Genomic DNA, 14,185 nt, shown 5'->3' with positions numbered 1-14,185 from the left:
AGCTACCGCTTCCCCCGGTCCGGTCGGCGGTAGCCGACCAGCGCTAGCGGTATTTGATGAGCAACGCCACGCCGATGATGGACACCAGCCAGATGCCGGTAACGAACAGCGTCAACCGGTCCAGGTTCTTCTCCACCACCGTCGAGCCGGACAGGCTTGACTGCACACCACCGCCGAACAGTGTCGATAGCCCGCCACCCTTGGCCCGGTGCAGCAGTACTAACAACACCACCAGCACGCTCGTGACGATCAGCGTGATCTGCAGGGCCAATTCCATGACGGGTAGCGTACTCCCCCGAACCTGCGGCAGCGGACCGCTGCCTGCCGCGTAGAACCCAGGCCGTCGCGCCTCATCGGCTTTGAGGCGTGCACTGACCGCGGCTGTCACGCCTGCCACCGGCGCTTCCCTTGCGAGGGAATACGCACTGTGCCCGCCTCGAAGCGACAGGCGGTCCACTTCGGTCCGCTCACGAGTTCAAAGGCGCCGGCTAGGTGCATGGCGAGGCTCGACGCCGTGGCGCTGTCGCGATTCCGTTCGTGGCCAAACATGCCGATCCGGGCATGACTTCAACCGAGTTGTCGCGCCGGGGCGGGCAAAATGTGTATTCCCCCGCTGCTGAGACCACTGTGACGGCCGTAGCTTCCTACCGATAAGCAACGATGTCCGCTGAATTCGCCCCCAGGCTTACGCAGTAAGACTGTCGAGCGAACAAACACCGAAAGGGCCATGCAGATGAGCGCATCCAACGCATTCGTCGAAGGGTTCGCCGACTTCTGGAAGGCGCCGTCGCCGGATAGACTGACCGATCACCTTCATCCCGACGTAGTCCTGGTACGGCCACTGTCACCGCCGAGGCACGGCCTGGGGGCGGCCCAGCGGGAGTTCACTCGGATTCTGGGTTTGCTGCCTGACCTGCACGGGGAAGTTGACCGGTGGAGCCAAGCAGGCGACGTGGTGTTCATCGAGTTCCGGCTGATAGCACGGCTCGGCAGCGAGGTCGTCGAGTGGCCAGTCGTCGATCGGTTCCTGCTGCGTGGCGACAAGGCCGTAGAACGCGTGAGCTATTTCGACTCGCTCCCACTGTTGATCAAGGTAGTCAAGCATCCGTCGGCCTGGCGTGGCTGGTTGACAACCATGCGAAGCCGGGCTTGACGTCGAAATGACGGCCAGCAGGCGCTCGGACCACACGGACGCGACGCGTCGAGCCCTCGTCGACGCTGGCCGTTACCTATTCGCGCGGCGCGACTATGGTGACGTCTCGATCGAAGACATCGTCACCCGTGCCCGAGTCACCCGTGGCGCCCTGGACTACCACTTCGACAGCAAGAAAGATCTGTTCCAGACGGTACTCGAGGTTGTCGAAGCCGACCTGGTCGCCGACGTCGAAGCCGCCATAGCGAAGGTCACCGACGCCTGGATCTGCTGGTCGTCGGCTTCCACGCCTTCCTTGACGCGGCGACCAAACCGGATGCGCTGCAGGTCATTGCGATTGACGGCCCGTCAGTGCTCGGGTGGGGCGAATGGCGCCGGATCGACATGCGCTAGGGCTTGGTCTGCTGGTCGGGGCTCTCGAACGCGGGATGGCCGCCGGGGTGATTCAGCGCGTACCGTTGCCACCACTTTCGCATCTGCTGCTGGCCGCGCTAACCGAATCCGCGCTGCAGATCGCGGACGCGACGGACAAAGACCGGACCAGAGTCGAGGTCGAACGCGCATTTATGGCCCTACTCGAAGGTCTACGGGTGTAGCACGCCCGCGATCCGCTACGGCAACGGACCACCGGCCGCAATCGCGGCCAGCGTCGCGAAATGCTCCCCGTCCAGCGACGCCCCGCCGACCAGGCCACCATCGACGTCATCCTGGGCCACGATGTCGCCGACGTTTTTGGCGTTCACCGAGCCGCCGTAGAGCACCCGCACCGTATCGGCAATCCTCGGCGAGGCCAACGAGGCCAACTCTTTTCGGATCGCCGCACACACCTCCTGGGCGTCGGCGGCGCTGGCCACCCGCCCGGTGCCGATCGCCCAGACCGGTTCGTAGGCGATGACGACGCTGCCGATCTGCTCGGCCAATAGCCCGGCCAGCGATCCACGCAACTGTTCGATGTTGTGGGCCACATGATTTCCCGCCTCGCGGACGTCGAGGTGCTCGCCAATACACACGATTGGGGTCAAGCCATGCTTGAGTGCGGTGGCGGCTTTGGCGGCCACCAGCGCGTCATCCTCGTTGTGATAGGTGCGCCGCTCGGAGTGCCCGACGACAACGTAACTGCACCCCAACTTGGCCAGAAAGGCGCCGCTGACGTCACCCGTATAGGCACCGGAGTCATGTGGTGACAAGTCTTGTGCACCATAGGTCAACCGCAGCTTGTCGCCGTCGACCAGGGTTTGCACGCTGCGCAGGTCGGTAAACGGCGGGATCACCGCGACGTCAACCCGGTCGTAATACTTGTCCGGCAACGAGAACGCGATCTTTTGCACCAGCGCGATCGCCTCGTAGTGGTTGAGGTTCATCTTCCAGTTGCCGGCTATCAGCGGCTTGCGGCTCACAAAACTCCTCCGGTTGGCTGCTCACGGCTCAGTACCTCGATGCCGGGAAGCGTCTTGCCCTCAAGGTATTCCAGCGAGGCACCGCCGCCGGTGGATATGTGTGAGAAGGCGCCCTCGGGGATGTTCATCGCGCGCACTGCGGCCGCGGAGTCACCGCCGCCGACCACACTAAACGCCCCTTTGCCGGTGGCGGCGACGATCGCCTCGGCGACGCCTCTGGTGCCGGCCGCATAAGCCGGGAACTCGAATACTCCCATCGGCCCGTTCCAGAAGATGGTCCCGGCGTTGGACAGCAGCGTGCTGAACCGTTTGATCGATCCCGGCCCGATATCCAGGCCCATCAAGCCATTGGGCACAGCGCCGACGTCGACCGTCTGGGGCGGCGAGTCGGCGGCGAACTTCTCCGTGACCACTAGATCCACGGGCAGCCGCAACACGTCGTGATAGGTTTCCAGCAGCCCGCGACAGACTTCGATCATGTCGTCTTCCAGCAGCGATGTGCCAACCGAAAATCCCTGTGCAGCAAGGAATGTGAAGCACATTCCGCCGCCAATCACAATGCTGTCCGCCTTGGTCGCCAGCGACTCGATGACACCCAGCTTGTCGGACACCTTTGATCCGCCGAGCACTACCGCATAGGGCCGCTGGGTCGAGCTGGTCAACTGCTCCAGTACCCGCATCTCGTCGGCGACCAGCGTGCCGGCGTAGTGCGGCAACAGGGTTGCGATGTCATAGACCGAGGCTTGCTTGCGGTGCACCACCCCAAAGCCGTCGGAGACGAAAACGCCTCCCGTTCCGACCAGTTCGACCAGCTGCTTGGCCAGTGCCCGCCGGTCGTCATCGTTCTTGCTGGTTTCGCGTTTGTCGAAGCGGATGTTCTCCAGCAGCAGGATGTCGCCGCCGGTGAGCCCCTCGGCGCGGGCCAGCGCATCGGCGCCGACAACGTCTCCAGCCAGCTGGACGTGCCGGCCGAGTTGCTCACCCAGCGCCACGGCGACCGGCGCCAGCGACAGTGTCGGGTCCGGCCCGTCCTTGGGACGTCCCAAGTGCGCGGCAACCACCACCTTGGCGTCGGCGTCGAGCAACGCCTTCAACGTCGGCGCCGACGCGATGATGCGGCCCGCATCGGTAATGGTGCCGTCCTCGTCGAGCGGAACGTTGAGATCGGAGCGCACCAGCACTCCACGCCCCGAAACACCTTCGGCGAGTAGATCCTTGAGGTTTGCAACGCTCATGGCTAGAGCGACTTGCCGACCAGCGTGACCAGATCAACCAGGCGGTTGGAGTAGCCCCACTCGTTGTCGTACCACGACACCACCTTGGCCTGGTCGTCGATGACTTTGGTCAACCCAGAGTCGAAAATCGAACTGTGCGGGTCGGTGACGATGTCGCTCGAGACGATCGGCGCGTCGTAGTACTTCAGAATGCCCTTGAGCCTGCCTTCGGCCGCGGCTTTGAACGCCGCGTTGATCTCATCGACACTGGCCCGTGTGGATAAGTCGACCGTAAGGTCGGTGACCGAGCCGGTGGGGATCGGCACCCGCAGCGCATAACCGTCGAGCTTGCCCTTTAGCTGCGGCATCACCAGGCCGATGGCCTTGGCCGCGCCGGTGGAGGTCGGCACGATGTTCAGCGCGGCGGCGCGGGCGCGACGCAGGTCCTTGTGCGGCCCGTCCTGCAGGTTCTGATCCTGAGTGTAGGCGTGGATGGTGGTCATCAGGCCCTTGACGATGCCGAACTCATCGTCGAGCACTTTGGCCAGCGGCGCAAGGCAGTTCGTGGTGCACGACGCATTGGAGATGATGTTCTGGCTGCCGTCATACTTGTCGTCGTTAACTCCCAGGACGATGGTGATGTCCTCGTCGGTGGCGGGCGCAGAGATGATCACCTTCTTGGCGCCGGCGTCCAGGTGGCCTTTGGCTTTGGCCGCATTGGTGAACAGGCCGGTGGATTCGACGACGACGTCGACGCCGAGGTCTCCCCATGGCAATGCCGCCGGCCCCTCCCGGACCGCGAGCGCCTTGATTTTCGCGCGGCCGACGACGATGGTGTCGTCGCCTTCGAGGCCGACATCGCAAGGCAGCCGGCCCAGAATCGAGTCGAATTTGAGCAGATGCGCCAGCGTGCTGTTGTCGGTGATGTCGTTGGCGGCGACCACCTCCACGTCGGCGGTGCCCTGCTCCTGTTGGGCCAGTAAGGCCCGGTAGAAGTTGCGTCCGATTCGACCAAACCCGTTGATGCCTACTCGGACCGTCACTTGTCTCTCCTCGGCTTATTTGTTGTCATCCTTGTTGGCTAAACAACCACTGGCCGTCAGCCTAGATCAGTGACACCCGCCGCCTTCGGCCGGTAAGAGTCCCGGGGCTCCCCTCGCTTTGAGAAGCCGGGCGCTCACCCCACCGATCCCAGCCGCCGCGTCCCTACCGCGGACATTGCGCTGGCTTGTGACACCGTTGTGACGTCACCATTTGGAAACGGCCCGGTGCGGCGGGGCTCATGTTCCCCATAGGATGCTGACAATTGAGCCGATGGTCGAAAAGGAACTCGATACGGCTATGCGGTTCTGCTGAACCAAATTGATTGCGGAAATATCTGCGCGCGAATAGAGGAGAGTTGACGCTGATGGCGATCGTCAATCGGTTCAACATCAAAGTAATTGCCGGCGCTGGGTTGTTTGCAGCTGCTATAGCGTTAAGCCCGGACGCGGCGGCTGACCCGCTGATGACGGGTGGCTACGCGTGCATCCAGGGCATGGCGGGCGACGCGCCGGTAGCCGCCGGCGACCCGGTGGCTGCCGGTGGACCGGCAGCCGCGGGAGCGTGCAGTGCCGCACTTACTGACATGGCTGGTGTTCCGTTCGTCGCGCCTGGGCCAGTGCCGGCAGCTGCACCGGTGCCCATCGGCGCACCGGTACCAATCCCTGGCGCACCGGTACCGATACCGGGCGCACCGGTACCAATCCCCGGCGGACCGGTACCGATACCGGGCGCACCGGTACCGGTACCCGCCGTTCCGGCTCCGGTGATACCGGTCGGAACTCCGCTGATTGCGCTTGGGCCGGTCCTGGCTGGTGCTCCCGGGGATGGTGTGGTCAGTGCTCCCATCATTGGCATGTCCGGGGTCAAGGATGCGCTGACCGATCCGGCGCCAGCTGGCGGACCGGTGCCTGGTCAGCCGGTTCTGCCCGGTCCTTCGGCCTCTGCGCCCGCAGGTGCGCGCTGACGCTGGTCCTCTTCCAGGACGGACTGGGTGTGAGGCCCCGCACCCGCGTACGCGCCGTCGACGCGCTCTGCGGGCGACGCCCGCATCAGCTGCTATTCCTGCACAATGACCGGGTCGCCAATGTCGACCGCGTTGTAATACCACTCTGCGTCCTCGCGGCTCAGGCTTATGCAGCCGTGGCTGACATTTTCAAGTCCCAGTGCTGGAAGGGCCCACGGGGCTGAATGCACGTAGAGGCCGCGGCTGGTGATGCGGACGGCATAATCCACCGAAAGCCGGTAACCATCGGGATCGTCGACGGGGATGCCGACGCTGCTCGAATCCATAATCACCGAGCGTTCCTTGGACAAGACAGTGTAGGAGCCGACCGGCGTCGGGTATTCCGGTCTACCCATCGATGCCGGCATCACCCCATCTTCGCCGAAGTGCACTCGGTGGTGCGGCGCCGGCAGCGGAGGCGGCGGTCCCTCCTCGACTCCGTCGATACTCACGGTGAACGTGTGCTGGGAGATGCTGGCAACCCCGACGACGGCGGGACCCGTCTTGAAATCGCTCGACAGGCTGCCCACCGAAAGCTCCACCGTGCTGTGCGCCGGCCAGAAGCGGTCGGGAACCCACTGCACAACGTCGTTGTCGAGCCATTCGAACTTGCCGGTCATCGCGGGCGTCGATTTGACTTCAACGGCGCGCTCGGCCGCGTGCCGATTGGCTGGGTTAGTTATCGGCGCACTGAACGTCACCACCACGGGGTGCGCCACGCCCACCACCTGGCCGCGCGTTGGTAGCACCGACGCGACGGCGAACCCGTAAGACTGCTTCGCCGCCACCAGGTGTATGTCGGCCGGCCCCGCAACCACGCTCCCAGCGATCCCGACGACGGCAATAGCACACCCAAAAACCGCCCGCATGGCTCCAATTCCCTGTCAACGACACAGTTGCACCAGTGATGGTAGAGGTGCATTGAAGAGTGGAAGTGCAGGCGCGCCTTAGCAATTCGATCAAACCTCCGTCACGTTTTGGCTACGGCACGAGTGGACGTCGCGCTAACGTCGATCTCGACGATGACCTGCGTCAACGTCGCTTGCGCAGCCACCTCAGCGCCGATTCGGCGGCGTGGTAGCCACACAATCCGTGGATCCCGGCACCGGGTGGCGCGGACTGTGAACACAGATAGACACCCGGCACACCGATCGCATACGGATCGACGGCCACGCGCGGGCGGAAGATGACCTGCAGCCGGTCGTTGGCGCCGCCGATAATGTCTCCGCCGATGAAGTTGCGGTTGTACGTTTGCAGTTCGGTGGTGGAGGTGCTGACGGTTGCCACGATGCGGTCGCGGAATCCGGGGGCGAACCGCTCGATCTGGTCGATGACGGCGGCGGTGGCGTCGCCGGTGTAGCCGAACGGCACGTGCGCGTAGGCCCAGATGGGGTTGATGTTGCCGACCGAGCGGGACGGGTCGGCGAGGTACTGCTGCCCGACGAGCACGAATGGTCGCTGCACCATCGTGCCTTGGGCGCGTTGACGTTCGGTGTCTGCGATTTCCGCGAAGGTCCCGCCCAGGTGGACGGTGCCCGCGCGCCGGCAATCGGGGTTGGTCCACCCAACGTCGCCCTCGATGGCGAAGTCGACCTTGAAGGCCGACGATCCGGCGCGGTAGCGCCGATAGGACCGGTTGATGCGGGTGGGCATCACATCGCCGTAGATCCCGAGCACCGCGGCCGGGCTGAGGTCGAGCATCACGATGTCGGCGTCGGGGATGTCGCGGCGGCTGGTGACGGTCACCCCGGTGGCGACGGTGCCGCCGTACGCGTCCAGGGCCGCGGCCAGCGCCTTCGTGATCGACCCGGATCCGCCCCGGGCGACCGGCCAACCGTGGCGATGGCCGCTGGCCAGGATCATCAACCCCAGCGACGCGGTCAGCGGCCGATCCAACCTGGTGTAGACGTGCGCCGCGGCGCCGCCGAACAACGCGCGCGCCCGCTCGGTGTGAAACCGACGCGCCATGGCGGTGGCCGGCAGCGCCGCGCGCGGACCAAAGCGGGCCAGGCGGATCGGGTGACGCGGCATGTTGAGCACCGGGCGCAGCAGATCCTCGGCCAGCTCATCGAATCCGGCGGCGAGGTCACCCACGGCGCGCTGCCACCGCTTGCCGTCGGGACCCAGGCCGGCGGCGGTGGCTTCGATCGACCGATATAGCACGCCCGCGGTGCCGTCATCGAGTGGGTGTGCGCAGTCGACGTCCGGCCACTTCCACGTCAGCCCGTAGCGTTGCAGGTCGATCGCCGCCCAGAATGGCGACCCGACGCCCAGCGGATGAAACGCCGAACAGTGGTCGTGGATGACCCCGGGCACCGTCAGCTCACCGGAGCGTGCTCCCCCGCCGATGGTGTCGCGCGCCTCCAGCACCTGCACGTCGACACCGTGACGGGCCAGGTGGATCGCCGCGGCCAGGCCGTTGGGCCCGGCTCCGACGACGACCGCGGTCGTCATGGCTTTGATGGCGTGCCGCGTTGCGTCGTGACGTGAACCGGGAACTCGTCACCGGGCTCGGGCCATGGCTGGCGGCTCAACATGTCCTCGACCGTGACGTAACCGGCCTCGAACAAACCGGTCTTGGCGTCGACAATGCGATACCACTGCTTCTGAACGTGGATGGGCTGACCTTCGAGAATGATCACCCGCAGATCGCCGTCGGCGAAGTTGCACCGCCGCTGCACGGCGGCCACCAGCTGCTCGTTGTGCAGATGGCCCTCGCCGAAATTCCACCCGACCAGTGGCCCGGCCACGATTTCGCCCTCGCGGATGCGGTAGTGAGCTTCGTCATCGAGAGCGCGGGGCAGCAGGCCGTTGAGCGCCCTGCCGTGGGTGTGCATGGCCCGGAATGCGGCGACCTTGTCGGTCATGATTTCGGCCGTGGCCCCGTCGTAGAGCTTGGCCAGCTGATTGACCACCAGCGCAGAGCTTTTCACGACGCTGGTTTCCATGGTGGCTTCCGCATCACCTCGGAAGCACCAGATGCTGGTGGCCCAGTTGCCGGCGTAGTAGCGCATGGCGGGCAGAAACGAAATCTTTTCGGGCAACAGGTTTCCCATGATCACCACGGCAACCACCGCGATCACGATCGCCAGCAGCAACGGCGACCGAAGGTCGGTGGCAGTGATCGCGCCGTAGTGGCCGAATAGATAGCACAGCGAGAAGATGAAGAACACGTTCCACTCCAACGGGACCCCCATCGGGAGGTTGGACAGGATGTTGAGGTGAAAGAGCACCATGAACCCGATGAGGAACCACCGCCATGGGTGACCGTCGGCGACGAGCACCAGAATCCCGGGCACCAGGAATTCCGCCGTGGTGCCACCCCCGTGGGCCATGAGTTTCGGTAGCCAGGAGGGCCGCAGATCGTTGGCGTGGTCGCGGTAAAGCAGGTGCTTGATCGGGTTGAACACTCTGCTGCGCAACAGGGCGTTGTTGCTGGTCATCACCGCGACGACGTAGGGGAAATGGTGGTTGAGTTTGGAAGTCGCCGCCCCCCACCACAAGCACAGCATGATGATCTTGAACGCCGCGATCTGGTCGGTGAAGGGAAAAAAGAACACGAATAGCTTCAGCCAGTAGTGTTCGCCGCGGGCGGCAAGAAAGATCGTCTTGTCACGCAGCCCCAAGACGCCCAGGGCGACGATCGTCGGCACTACCAGCACCGGGTTGATCAGGCCGACGTCGCCGGCGGCGGTGACCGGCGTTCCCCCCGGACCTGGCGAGCCGGGTGACAACAGCGCCCACACCCCGCCGATCAACACGATGGCATACAAGGCGACGTCGACGACGGTGCGGGTGTCGCCTTGGGTGAACGGGACCTTATCCGGCCAAGCAGGCAGCCGAATTGTGTTGGGCCGCAACCAATAAAGGAAGCCCCCGATGGGTGGCCAAAACCGCCCGGTCAGCGGGCCGGATCCGCAGCCAAAACCCAAAACCTCGAACAGCAACGTGAAGACGATGACCTTCTGGTACACGATCGGCTGTGTCCACCAGTCGCCTATGCGGCTCAGCCCGCCCAGTCCGGGGTTCAGCGAGATGATCGCGGCGCCGGCGGCGACGTACACCGCAATCTTGGTCAGATAGAGCAGGTACACCGCATACGGCGTTCCGAAACCGTGTTCTACCCAGTCCCGTGTCACGACCTGCAATCGTGTCCGGCGTGGCTGGGTCAACCAGGTGTCGTGATCGACGTCGGGAAGATCGGGCTTCAGAAATCCCATGGCGGCCTCGCTTCCTGTCCTGCGCCGGCTGACGAATACAATCTATTCGGACTGGCAACGCCTGGGGTTGTTCTTCACTGGCCGAGCTCGGTACAGCGGGGGCCGGGGGCCTATACCGGAAAATCCTGACCGGTAAGGATGGCGACGGCCGCCACAGCGGGAATTCCGGCCGCGAAGACCAGCAGGGCTATGTTGGTAGCCGGGATGAGTTGCAGGTTTTGGTTGAACCCGCTGAGGTCACCGGCGGCCAAATCCTGAATCGCATCGACCAGGTAATGGGTGTCGGCCGTCACCAAGGCACCGGGGCCTTCCACCAAAATCGGCAACACTTGCTGCCCAATAAAAATGGCATTGGTGACGCCTGCGGGAGCACCGTAGCCGGCCGCGGCCACCGACAGCTCAGCACCGGCCTGATAGATGCCCGACGTTACGACGGGATTGAGTTGATCGTTGATCACGGTGTCGAGCAAGCCATCCAGGGCGGTGAGCGGACCACCGATCGCAGCGCCTATCTGGGGCGGGACTGCGATCGGGTCGATGTGCACCGGGAACAGTGCGGCCGGGGTCGGAACATCGGCGTATCCGGTTCGGTCATAACCCAATTCGATGATCGCGCGCAGGTCTGGCTCGATGAGATCCAGCAGCGGCTCGGGCACAATACCGCGCAGCGGCTGCAGCAGCGGCAGATCCTCGTTGGGAAGCAGAATATAGGTGGTGTTGGTGTCCGGCGAAGACACCGGCAGGACGATACCCGAAGCGACCTGCTCGGGCGTGAGCCCGTAATACAAGCTGTGCGAATAGTAAATACCCAGCAGCGCGTTGACGTCCGCCAGGATGTTGAGCGGGTACTTCGGGAAGTCGGCAAAGCCGTCGTATTGGGTCGTGTAAATGGTGGTCGCGTAGTCGGTGTCCGGGGTCGCACCGTTGAACGTCAGGCCGAGCGACTGCAGGTACAGACCCGGAAACCGGGCGAGGATGCCCCCGTTTGGGTTGTTGGGGTTGCCCAGCAATACGAACGAGAGCTGATCCGGACTCGGCGCGACGCCGGCCGGCAGGCTTGCCAGATGGCGCATTTCCAGGGTGGCGACCGACGCGCCCTGCGAGAAACCCAACACCACAACGTCATTGCCGGCCGCGACTTGCTGCATGATCGCGGTGTGAAGATAGCCGGCGCCTTCGGCGACCGATTGGTCGTAGGTCAGGCTGGGGATGCCGGTCCACGGCTGAAACTGCGCGGGCGTGTACAGGCCGGAAAACGCATAGCCCAAGTAGTGGGGTGCGATGTAGCGGTCGTAGACCTGCTGCATGTAGTCGAAGGGCGGTCGCGGGGTTCCGGTGGAGCCCAGAATCAGCGCCGTGCGCCCACCTGACCCCAACTCCGACGCGCCGGTGGCCGCGGTGTCCACCAGCGCGGCGTTGGCGGCCTCGGCGTCGACATACCAGCCCGCTGCGGCGCTTAGGGCCCGCACGAACCGGTCATGAAACGCCGATGCCTGGGCGCTGAGCGCTTGAAATTCTTGGCCGTGCGCACCGAACAACTCCGCGATGGCCGCCGACACCTCATCGGCGGCCGCGGCCAGTACTTGTGTGGTGGGGATAGCCGCCGCCGCGGTGGCCTCGCTCAGCGCCGCTCCGAGGCTGGCCAAATCGGAAGCGGTTGCCGCCACCATCTCTGGCACCGCGAAAACGAACGACATACCGACCTTCCGACCAACCCCGTGGCAACGGATGATAGCGCCCAACTAGAACCGAGCGACGCGAATTGGGTATACGCCGGGTCCGCCCCCCTCTGGCGGACCCGGCTGGCTTTCTGGTCGGGTTGTTTGACGTGGGCAAACGTTAGGCGCCGAATCCGTCGGAGACCATATGCGCCGACACCGAAGCTCACGACCACGATTGTGCGCACGGCATGAACGGACCGGCGGTTACCGAGACACTATTGTTTGGCGCGGAGCACCGCCGGTGCCATCCAGCGGCAGACCTCCAGCGCCATCTGCACCCGAAACGCGGCATCGGGATCGTCGAGATTCTGTCCGCATAGTTCCATCGCCTGGATCACCCGGTATTGAATGGTGTTGCGGTGCAGGATCATCGCGTCGGCCGTGGCGACGTAGCTGCGGTTACGCAGCAAGAACTCCCGTAACGTCTCGCGTAGCCAGCTATTGCGCTCGTCGTCAACACTCAGGTCACCCAGCACATCGGTGACGAACCGCCGCAGTTCCTCTAGATCGTCGGCCAGCAACGCGACTGGCGCGACATCGTCATAAAACATGACCCGGCCGCCGGGCCGGGCGCCACCGGCCAGGGCCAACGCCTTCACTCGTTCGGCCTGTTTCAACGACGCCCGGAACCCACGCAGCCCGTCCCCTACCCGACCGCACGCCAAACGCGCCCGGATTCCCGCCGACTCGAACGCCGCGCGAATCCGCGACGGGGCGAAGGCCCGCGTGGGCGCGGGCGAAAACCACAGCCGTGCCTCGCGCTCATCGGTCGGCACCATCAGCGAGTTCGCCACGGGGCCCAGTTCGGGGCCCAGCTCCCCGGCCAGCAAGCAGCGCACCTGGTCGAATTGCGCCACCACATCACCGATGGGCACCGCCGAATCGACCCATACCACCGCGGCGATATGCACACCGTCCAACCGATAGCCCAACGCGCGCTCGGCCCGCGGAACGTCGACCGGGGTATCGGCGAGCAGCTCGCTGACCCATTGCTGTTGCAGACCGCTGCGGCGACTCAGCCAGCGATCGTGTTCGTGCTCATAGGCGACAATCAACTGGTCGGCCACCAGGTCAACGAGGCGAGCGGAGCGATTCACCAGCTCGATGATCGTCGACACCCGGTCAGCGGGCTCCAGCAGCGACACGTACTGCATCGCCACCTCCAAGAAACGCGCATGCCCGAGCCGGTGCGCCCGAACCAACCCGGACAACGGAATATCACGCTGCGCCGCGGCGCGGGCGTATGCCAGCGCGGCCGCTGGAGCCTCCACCAAGGACTGCGGCGTATCGCGATCCAAATAGTGAACGGCCGTCACGAAATTCTCGGTGATGCTCGCCCGCCACAGGTCCGCCATCCGCGCGTCGTAATCCAGCCCCCGAATCTCCGCCTTCATCTTGTCAAACAACTCGGAGATGAAGTCATCGCGAATCAACTGCATATGCCGGGCGATCACCGAAATGGGCCCGCCACCAGCTTCAGCCACTCTGGACCACCTCTCGTCCTTGCTAGCAGACCTGCCGCGTGTGCCTATCCACCGTGCATCGCTACCATCTAAAGACCCGACGCGGCAATGAGGCCTCGGAGGCCTCGAGGGAGAACAGTTGAGCGAAACCGATAGCCCTGGTAACGGGGACGATGCAGGTATCGGCGACATCGGCAAATTCGACCCTGGCCTAACCCAGCGCCTGATAAGTGTGCTGCGTCCAGTCTTGAAGACCTACCACCGGTCGCAGGTGCATGGCCTGGACTCCTTCCCGCCGGGTGGCGCACTGGTCGTGGCCAACCACTCCGGTGGCATGTTCCCGATGGACGTGCCGGTCTTCAGCGTCGACTTCTACGACAAGTTCGGCTACGACCGACCGGTCTACACGCTCAGCCACGACATCTTGTTCATGGGCCTGACCGGGGACTTGTTCCGACGCACCGGCTACATTCGCGCCACCCGAGAAAACGCGGCTAAGGCGTTGCGGTCCGGGGGTGTGGTGGTCGTTTTTCCCGGCGGCGACTATGACGCGTACCGGCCGACTTTCGCGGAGAACGTGATCGACTTCAACGGCCGCAAGGGATACGTCAGCACTGCCGTCGAAGCTGGCGTGCCCATCGTGCCGGCGGTGTCCATCGGTGGCCAGGAAAGCCAGCTCTACCTGTCCCGCGGCACCTGGCTCGCCCGGCGGCTAGGGCTCAAGCGACTGCTCCGCAGCGACATCCTGCCGATCTCGTTCGGCTTTCCGTTCGGGTTCTCCGCCGCGATCCCGCCCAATCTGCCGCTGCCCGCCAAGATCGTCATGCAGGTGTTAGACCCGATCAACCTCACCAAGCAGTTCGGCGAGGACCCTGATGTCGACGCGGTCGACGAGCACGTACGGTCGGTGATGCAGCAAGCCCTCAACGACCTCGCCGCCAAGCGCCGCTTCCCGATTCTGGGCTAAGCC

Annotated in this window: 13 protein-coding genes and 5 other annotated features; of the genes, 3 read left to right on the top strand and 10 right to left on the bottom strand. The window is 64.5% G+C overall.

Going from position 1 to position 14,185, the window contains the following annotated elements; genetic code table 11:
- Positions 1 to 43: 43 nt before the first annotated feature.
- Positions 44 to 277, bottom strand: coding sequence for a protein-export membrane protein SecG (gene secG / locus Rv1440; RefSeq protein ID NP_215956.2), 234 nt, complete (start codon positions 275 to 277; stop codon positions 44 to 46).
- Positions 278 to 727: 450 nt separating this feature from the next.
- On the opposite strand from secG, the gene Rv1439c reads away from it, so the two are divergent.
- A complete protein-coding gene (locus tag Rv1439c; protein NP_215955.1) occupies positions 728 to 1,153 on the top strand; it encodes a hypothetical protein in 426 nt (141 codons plus the stop codon).
- Positions 1,154 to 1,764: 611 nt separating this feature from the next.
- Here the strand turns inward: Rv1439c and tpi are convergent.
- The 3 genes from tpi to gap are packed head-to-tail and all read right to left on the bottom strand — an operon-like array spanning position 1,765 to position 4,807.
- The gene (gene tpi / locus Rv1438; protein NP_215954.1) at positions 1,765 to 2,550 is read right to left on the bottom strand and encodes a triosephosphate isomerase; all 786 of its coding nucleotides are present in this window, start codon (positions 2,548 to 2,550) and stop codon (positions 1,765 to 1,767) included.
- A complete protein-coding gene (pgk, locus tag Rv1437; protein NP_215953.1) occupies positions 2,547 to 3,785 on the bottom strand; it encodes a phosphoglycerate kinase in 1,239 nt (412 codons plus the stop codon). Before pgk ends, tpi begins: the two co-directional genes overlap by 4 nt.
- A 2-nt stretch (positions 3,786 to 3,787) precedes the next feature.
- Entirely contained in the window at positions 3,788 to 4,807 is a 1,020-nt protein-coding gene (gene gap, locus Rv1436) for a glyceraldehyde 3-phosphate dehydrogenase (protein NP_215952.1), read from the bottom strand.
- Between the two features lie 356 nt (positions 4,808 to 5,163).
- On the opposite strand from gap, the gene Rv1435c reads away from it, so the two are divergent.
- Positions 5,164 to 5,772, top strand: a complete 609-nt coding sequence (locus tag Rv1435c; RefSeq protein NP_215951.1) for a hypothetical protein — start codon at positions 5,164 to 5,166, stop codon at positions 5,770 to 5,772.
- Positions 5,452 to 5,472, top strand: a repeat region (21 bp imperfect direct repeat 1,GGCGCACCGGTACCAATCCCT). It overlaps the preceding gene by 21 nt.
- Positions 5,473 to 5,493: a repeat region (21 bp imperfect direct repeat 2,GGCGCACCGGTACCGATACCG), on the top strand.
- Positions 5,494 to 5,514: a repeat region (21 bp imperfect direct repeat 3,GGCGCACCGGTACCAATCCCC), on the top strand.
- Positions 5,515 to 5,535, top strand: a repeat region (21 bp imperfect direct repeat 4,GGCGGACCGGTACCGATACCG).
- Positions 5,536 to 5,556 (top strand) — a repeat region (21 bp imperfect direct repeat 5,GGCGCACCGGTACCGGTACCC).
- Here Rv1435c and Rv1434 read toward each other — a convergent pair.
- The 6 genes from Rv1434 to Rv1429 all read right to left on the bottom strand — a co-directional run bounded on the left by Rv1434 (position 5,721) and on the right by Rv1429 (position 13,236).
- Positions 5,721 to 5,858 (bottom strand): hypothetical protein, encoded by a 138-nt coding sequence (locus Rv1434; protein ID NP_215950.1) that lies wholly within the window; start codon positions 5,856 to 5,858, stop codon positions 5,721 to 5,723. The genes Rv1435c and Rv1434 overlap by 52 nt on opposite strands.
- 6 nt (positions 5,859 to 5,864) lie before the next feature.
- On the bottom strand, positions 5,865 to 6,680 hold the full coding sequence (locus Rv1433) for a hypothetical protein (protein ID NP_215949.1): 816 nt from the start codon (positions 6,678 to 6,680) through the stop codon (positions 5,865 to 5,867).
- Positions 6,681 to 6,843: 163 nt separating this feature from the next.
- The gene (locus Rv1432; RefSeq protein ID NP_215948.1) at positions 6,844 to 8,265 is read right to left on the bottom strand and encodes a dehydrogenase; all 1,422 of its coding nucleotides are present in this window, start codon (positions 8,263 to 8,265) and stop codon (positions 6,844 to 6,846) included.
- The gene (locus Rv1431) at positions 8,262 to 10,031 is read right to left on the bottom strand and encodes a hypothetical protein (RefSeq protein NP_215947.1); all 1,770 of its coding nucleotides are present in this window, start codon (positions 10,029 to 10,031) and stop codon (positions 8,262 to 8,264) included. The genes Rv1432 and Rv1431 overlap by 4 nt, the downstream gene beginning before the upstream one ends.
- 110 nt (positions 10,032 to 10,141) lie before the next feature.
- Positions 10,142 to 11,728, bottom strand: coding sequence for a PE family protein PE16 (gene PE16 / locus Rv1430; RefSeq protein ID YP_177810.1), 1,587 nt, complete (start codon positions 11,726 to 11,728; stop codon positions 10,142 to 10,144).
- 239 nt (positions 11,729 to 11,967) lie between these two features.
- On the bottom strand, positions 11,968 to 13,236 hold the full coding sequence (locus Rv1429; protein NP_215945.1) for a hypothetical protein: 1,269 nt from the start codon (positions 13,234 to 13,236) through the stop codon (positions 11,968 to 11,970).
- A 118-nt stretch (positions 13,237 to 13,354) separates the two neighbouring features.
- On the opposite strand from Rv1429, the gene Rv1428c reads away from it, so the two are divergent.
- The gene (locus Rv1428c) at positions 13,355 to 14,182 is read left to right on the top strand and encodes a hypothetical protein (RefSeq protein NP_215944.1); all 828 of its coding nucleotides are present in this window, start codon (positions 13,355 to 13,357) and stop codon (positions 14,180 to 14,182) included.
- Positions 14,183 to 14,185 lie beyond the last annotated feature (3 nt).

The sequence above is a fragment of the Mycobacterium tuberculosis H37Rv genome (genome assembly GCF_000195955.2).
In the GTDB taxonomy this organism is placed as follows: domain Bacteria; phylum Actinomycetota; class Actinomycetes; order Mycobacteriales; family Mycobacteriaceae; genus Mycobacterium; species Mycobacterium tuberculosis.
Note: the sequence above shows the minus strand (reverse complement) of the source record. Positions and strands in the feature narration are given on the sequence as shown.

Coding starts and splice junctions, on each gene's coding strand:
- PE16 (YP_177810.1), bottom strand. CDS start 11,728: ATGTCGTTCGTTTTCGCGGTGCCAGAGATGGTGGCGGCAACCGCTTCC.
- Rv1431 (NP_215947.1), bottom strand. CDS start 10,031: ATGGGATTTCTGAAGCCCGATCTTCCCGACGTCGATCACGACACCTGG.
- secG (NP_215956.2), bottom strand. CDS start 277: ATGGAATTGGCCCTGCAGATCACGCTGATCGTCACGAGCGTGCTGGTG.
- pgk (NP_215953.1), bottom strand. CDS start 3,785: ATGAGCGTTGCAAACCTCAAGGATCTACTCGCCGAAGGTGTTTCGGGG.
- Rv1439c (NP_215955.1), top strand. CDS start 728: ATGCAGATGAGCGCATCCAACGCATTCGTCGAAGGGTTCGCCGACTTC.
- Rv1432 (NP_215948.1), bottom strand. CDS start 8,265: ATGACGACCGCGGTCGTCGTCGGAGCCGGGCCCAACGGCCTGGCCGCG.
- Rv1434 (NP_215950.1), bottom strand. CDS start 5,858: ATGCGGGCGTCGCCCGCAGAGCGCGTCGACGGCGCGTACGCGGGTGCG.
- Rv1433 (NP_215949.1), bottom strand. CDS start 6,680: ATGCGGGCGGTTTTTGGGTGTGCTATTGCCGTCGTCGGGATCGCTGGG.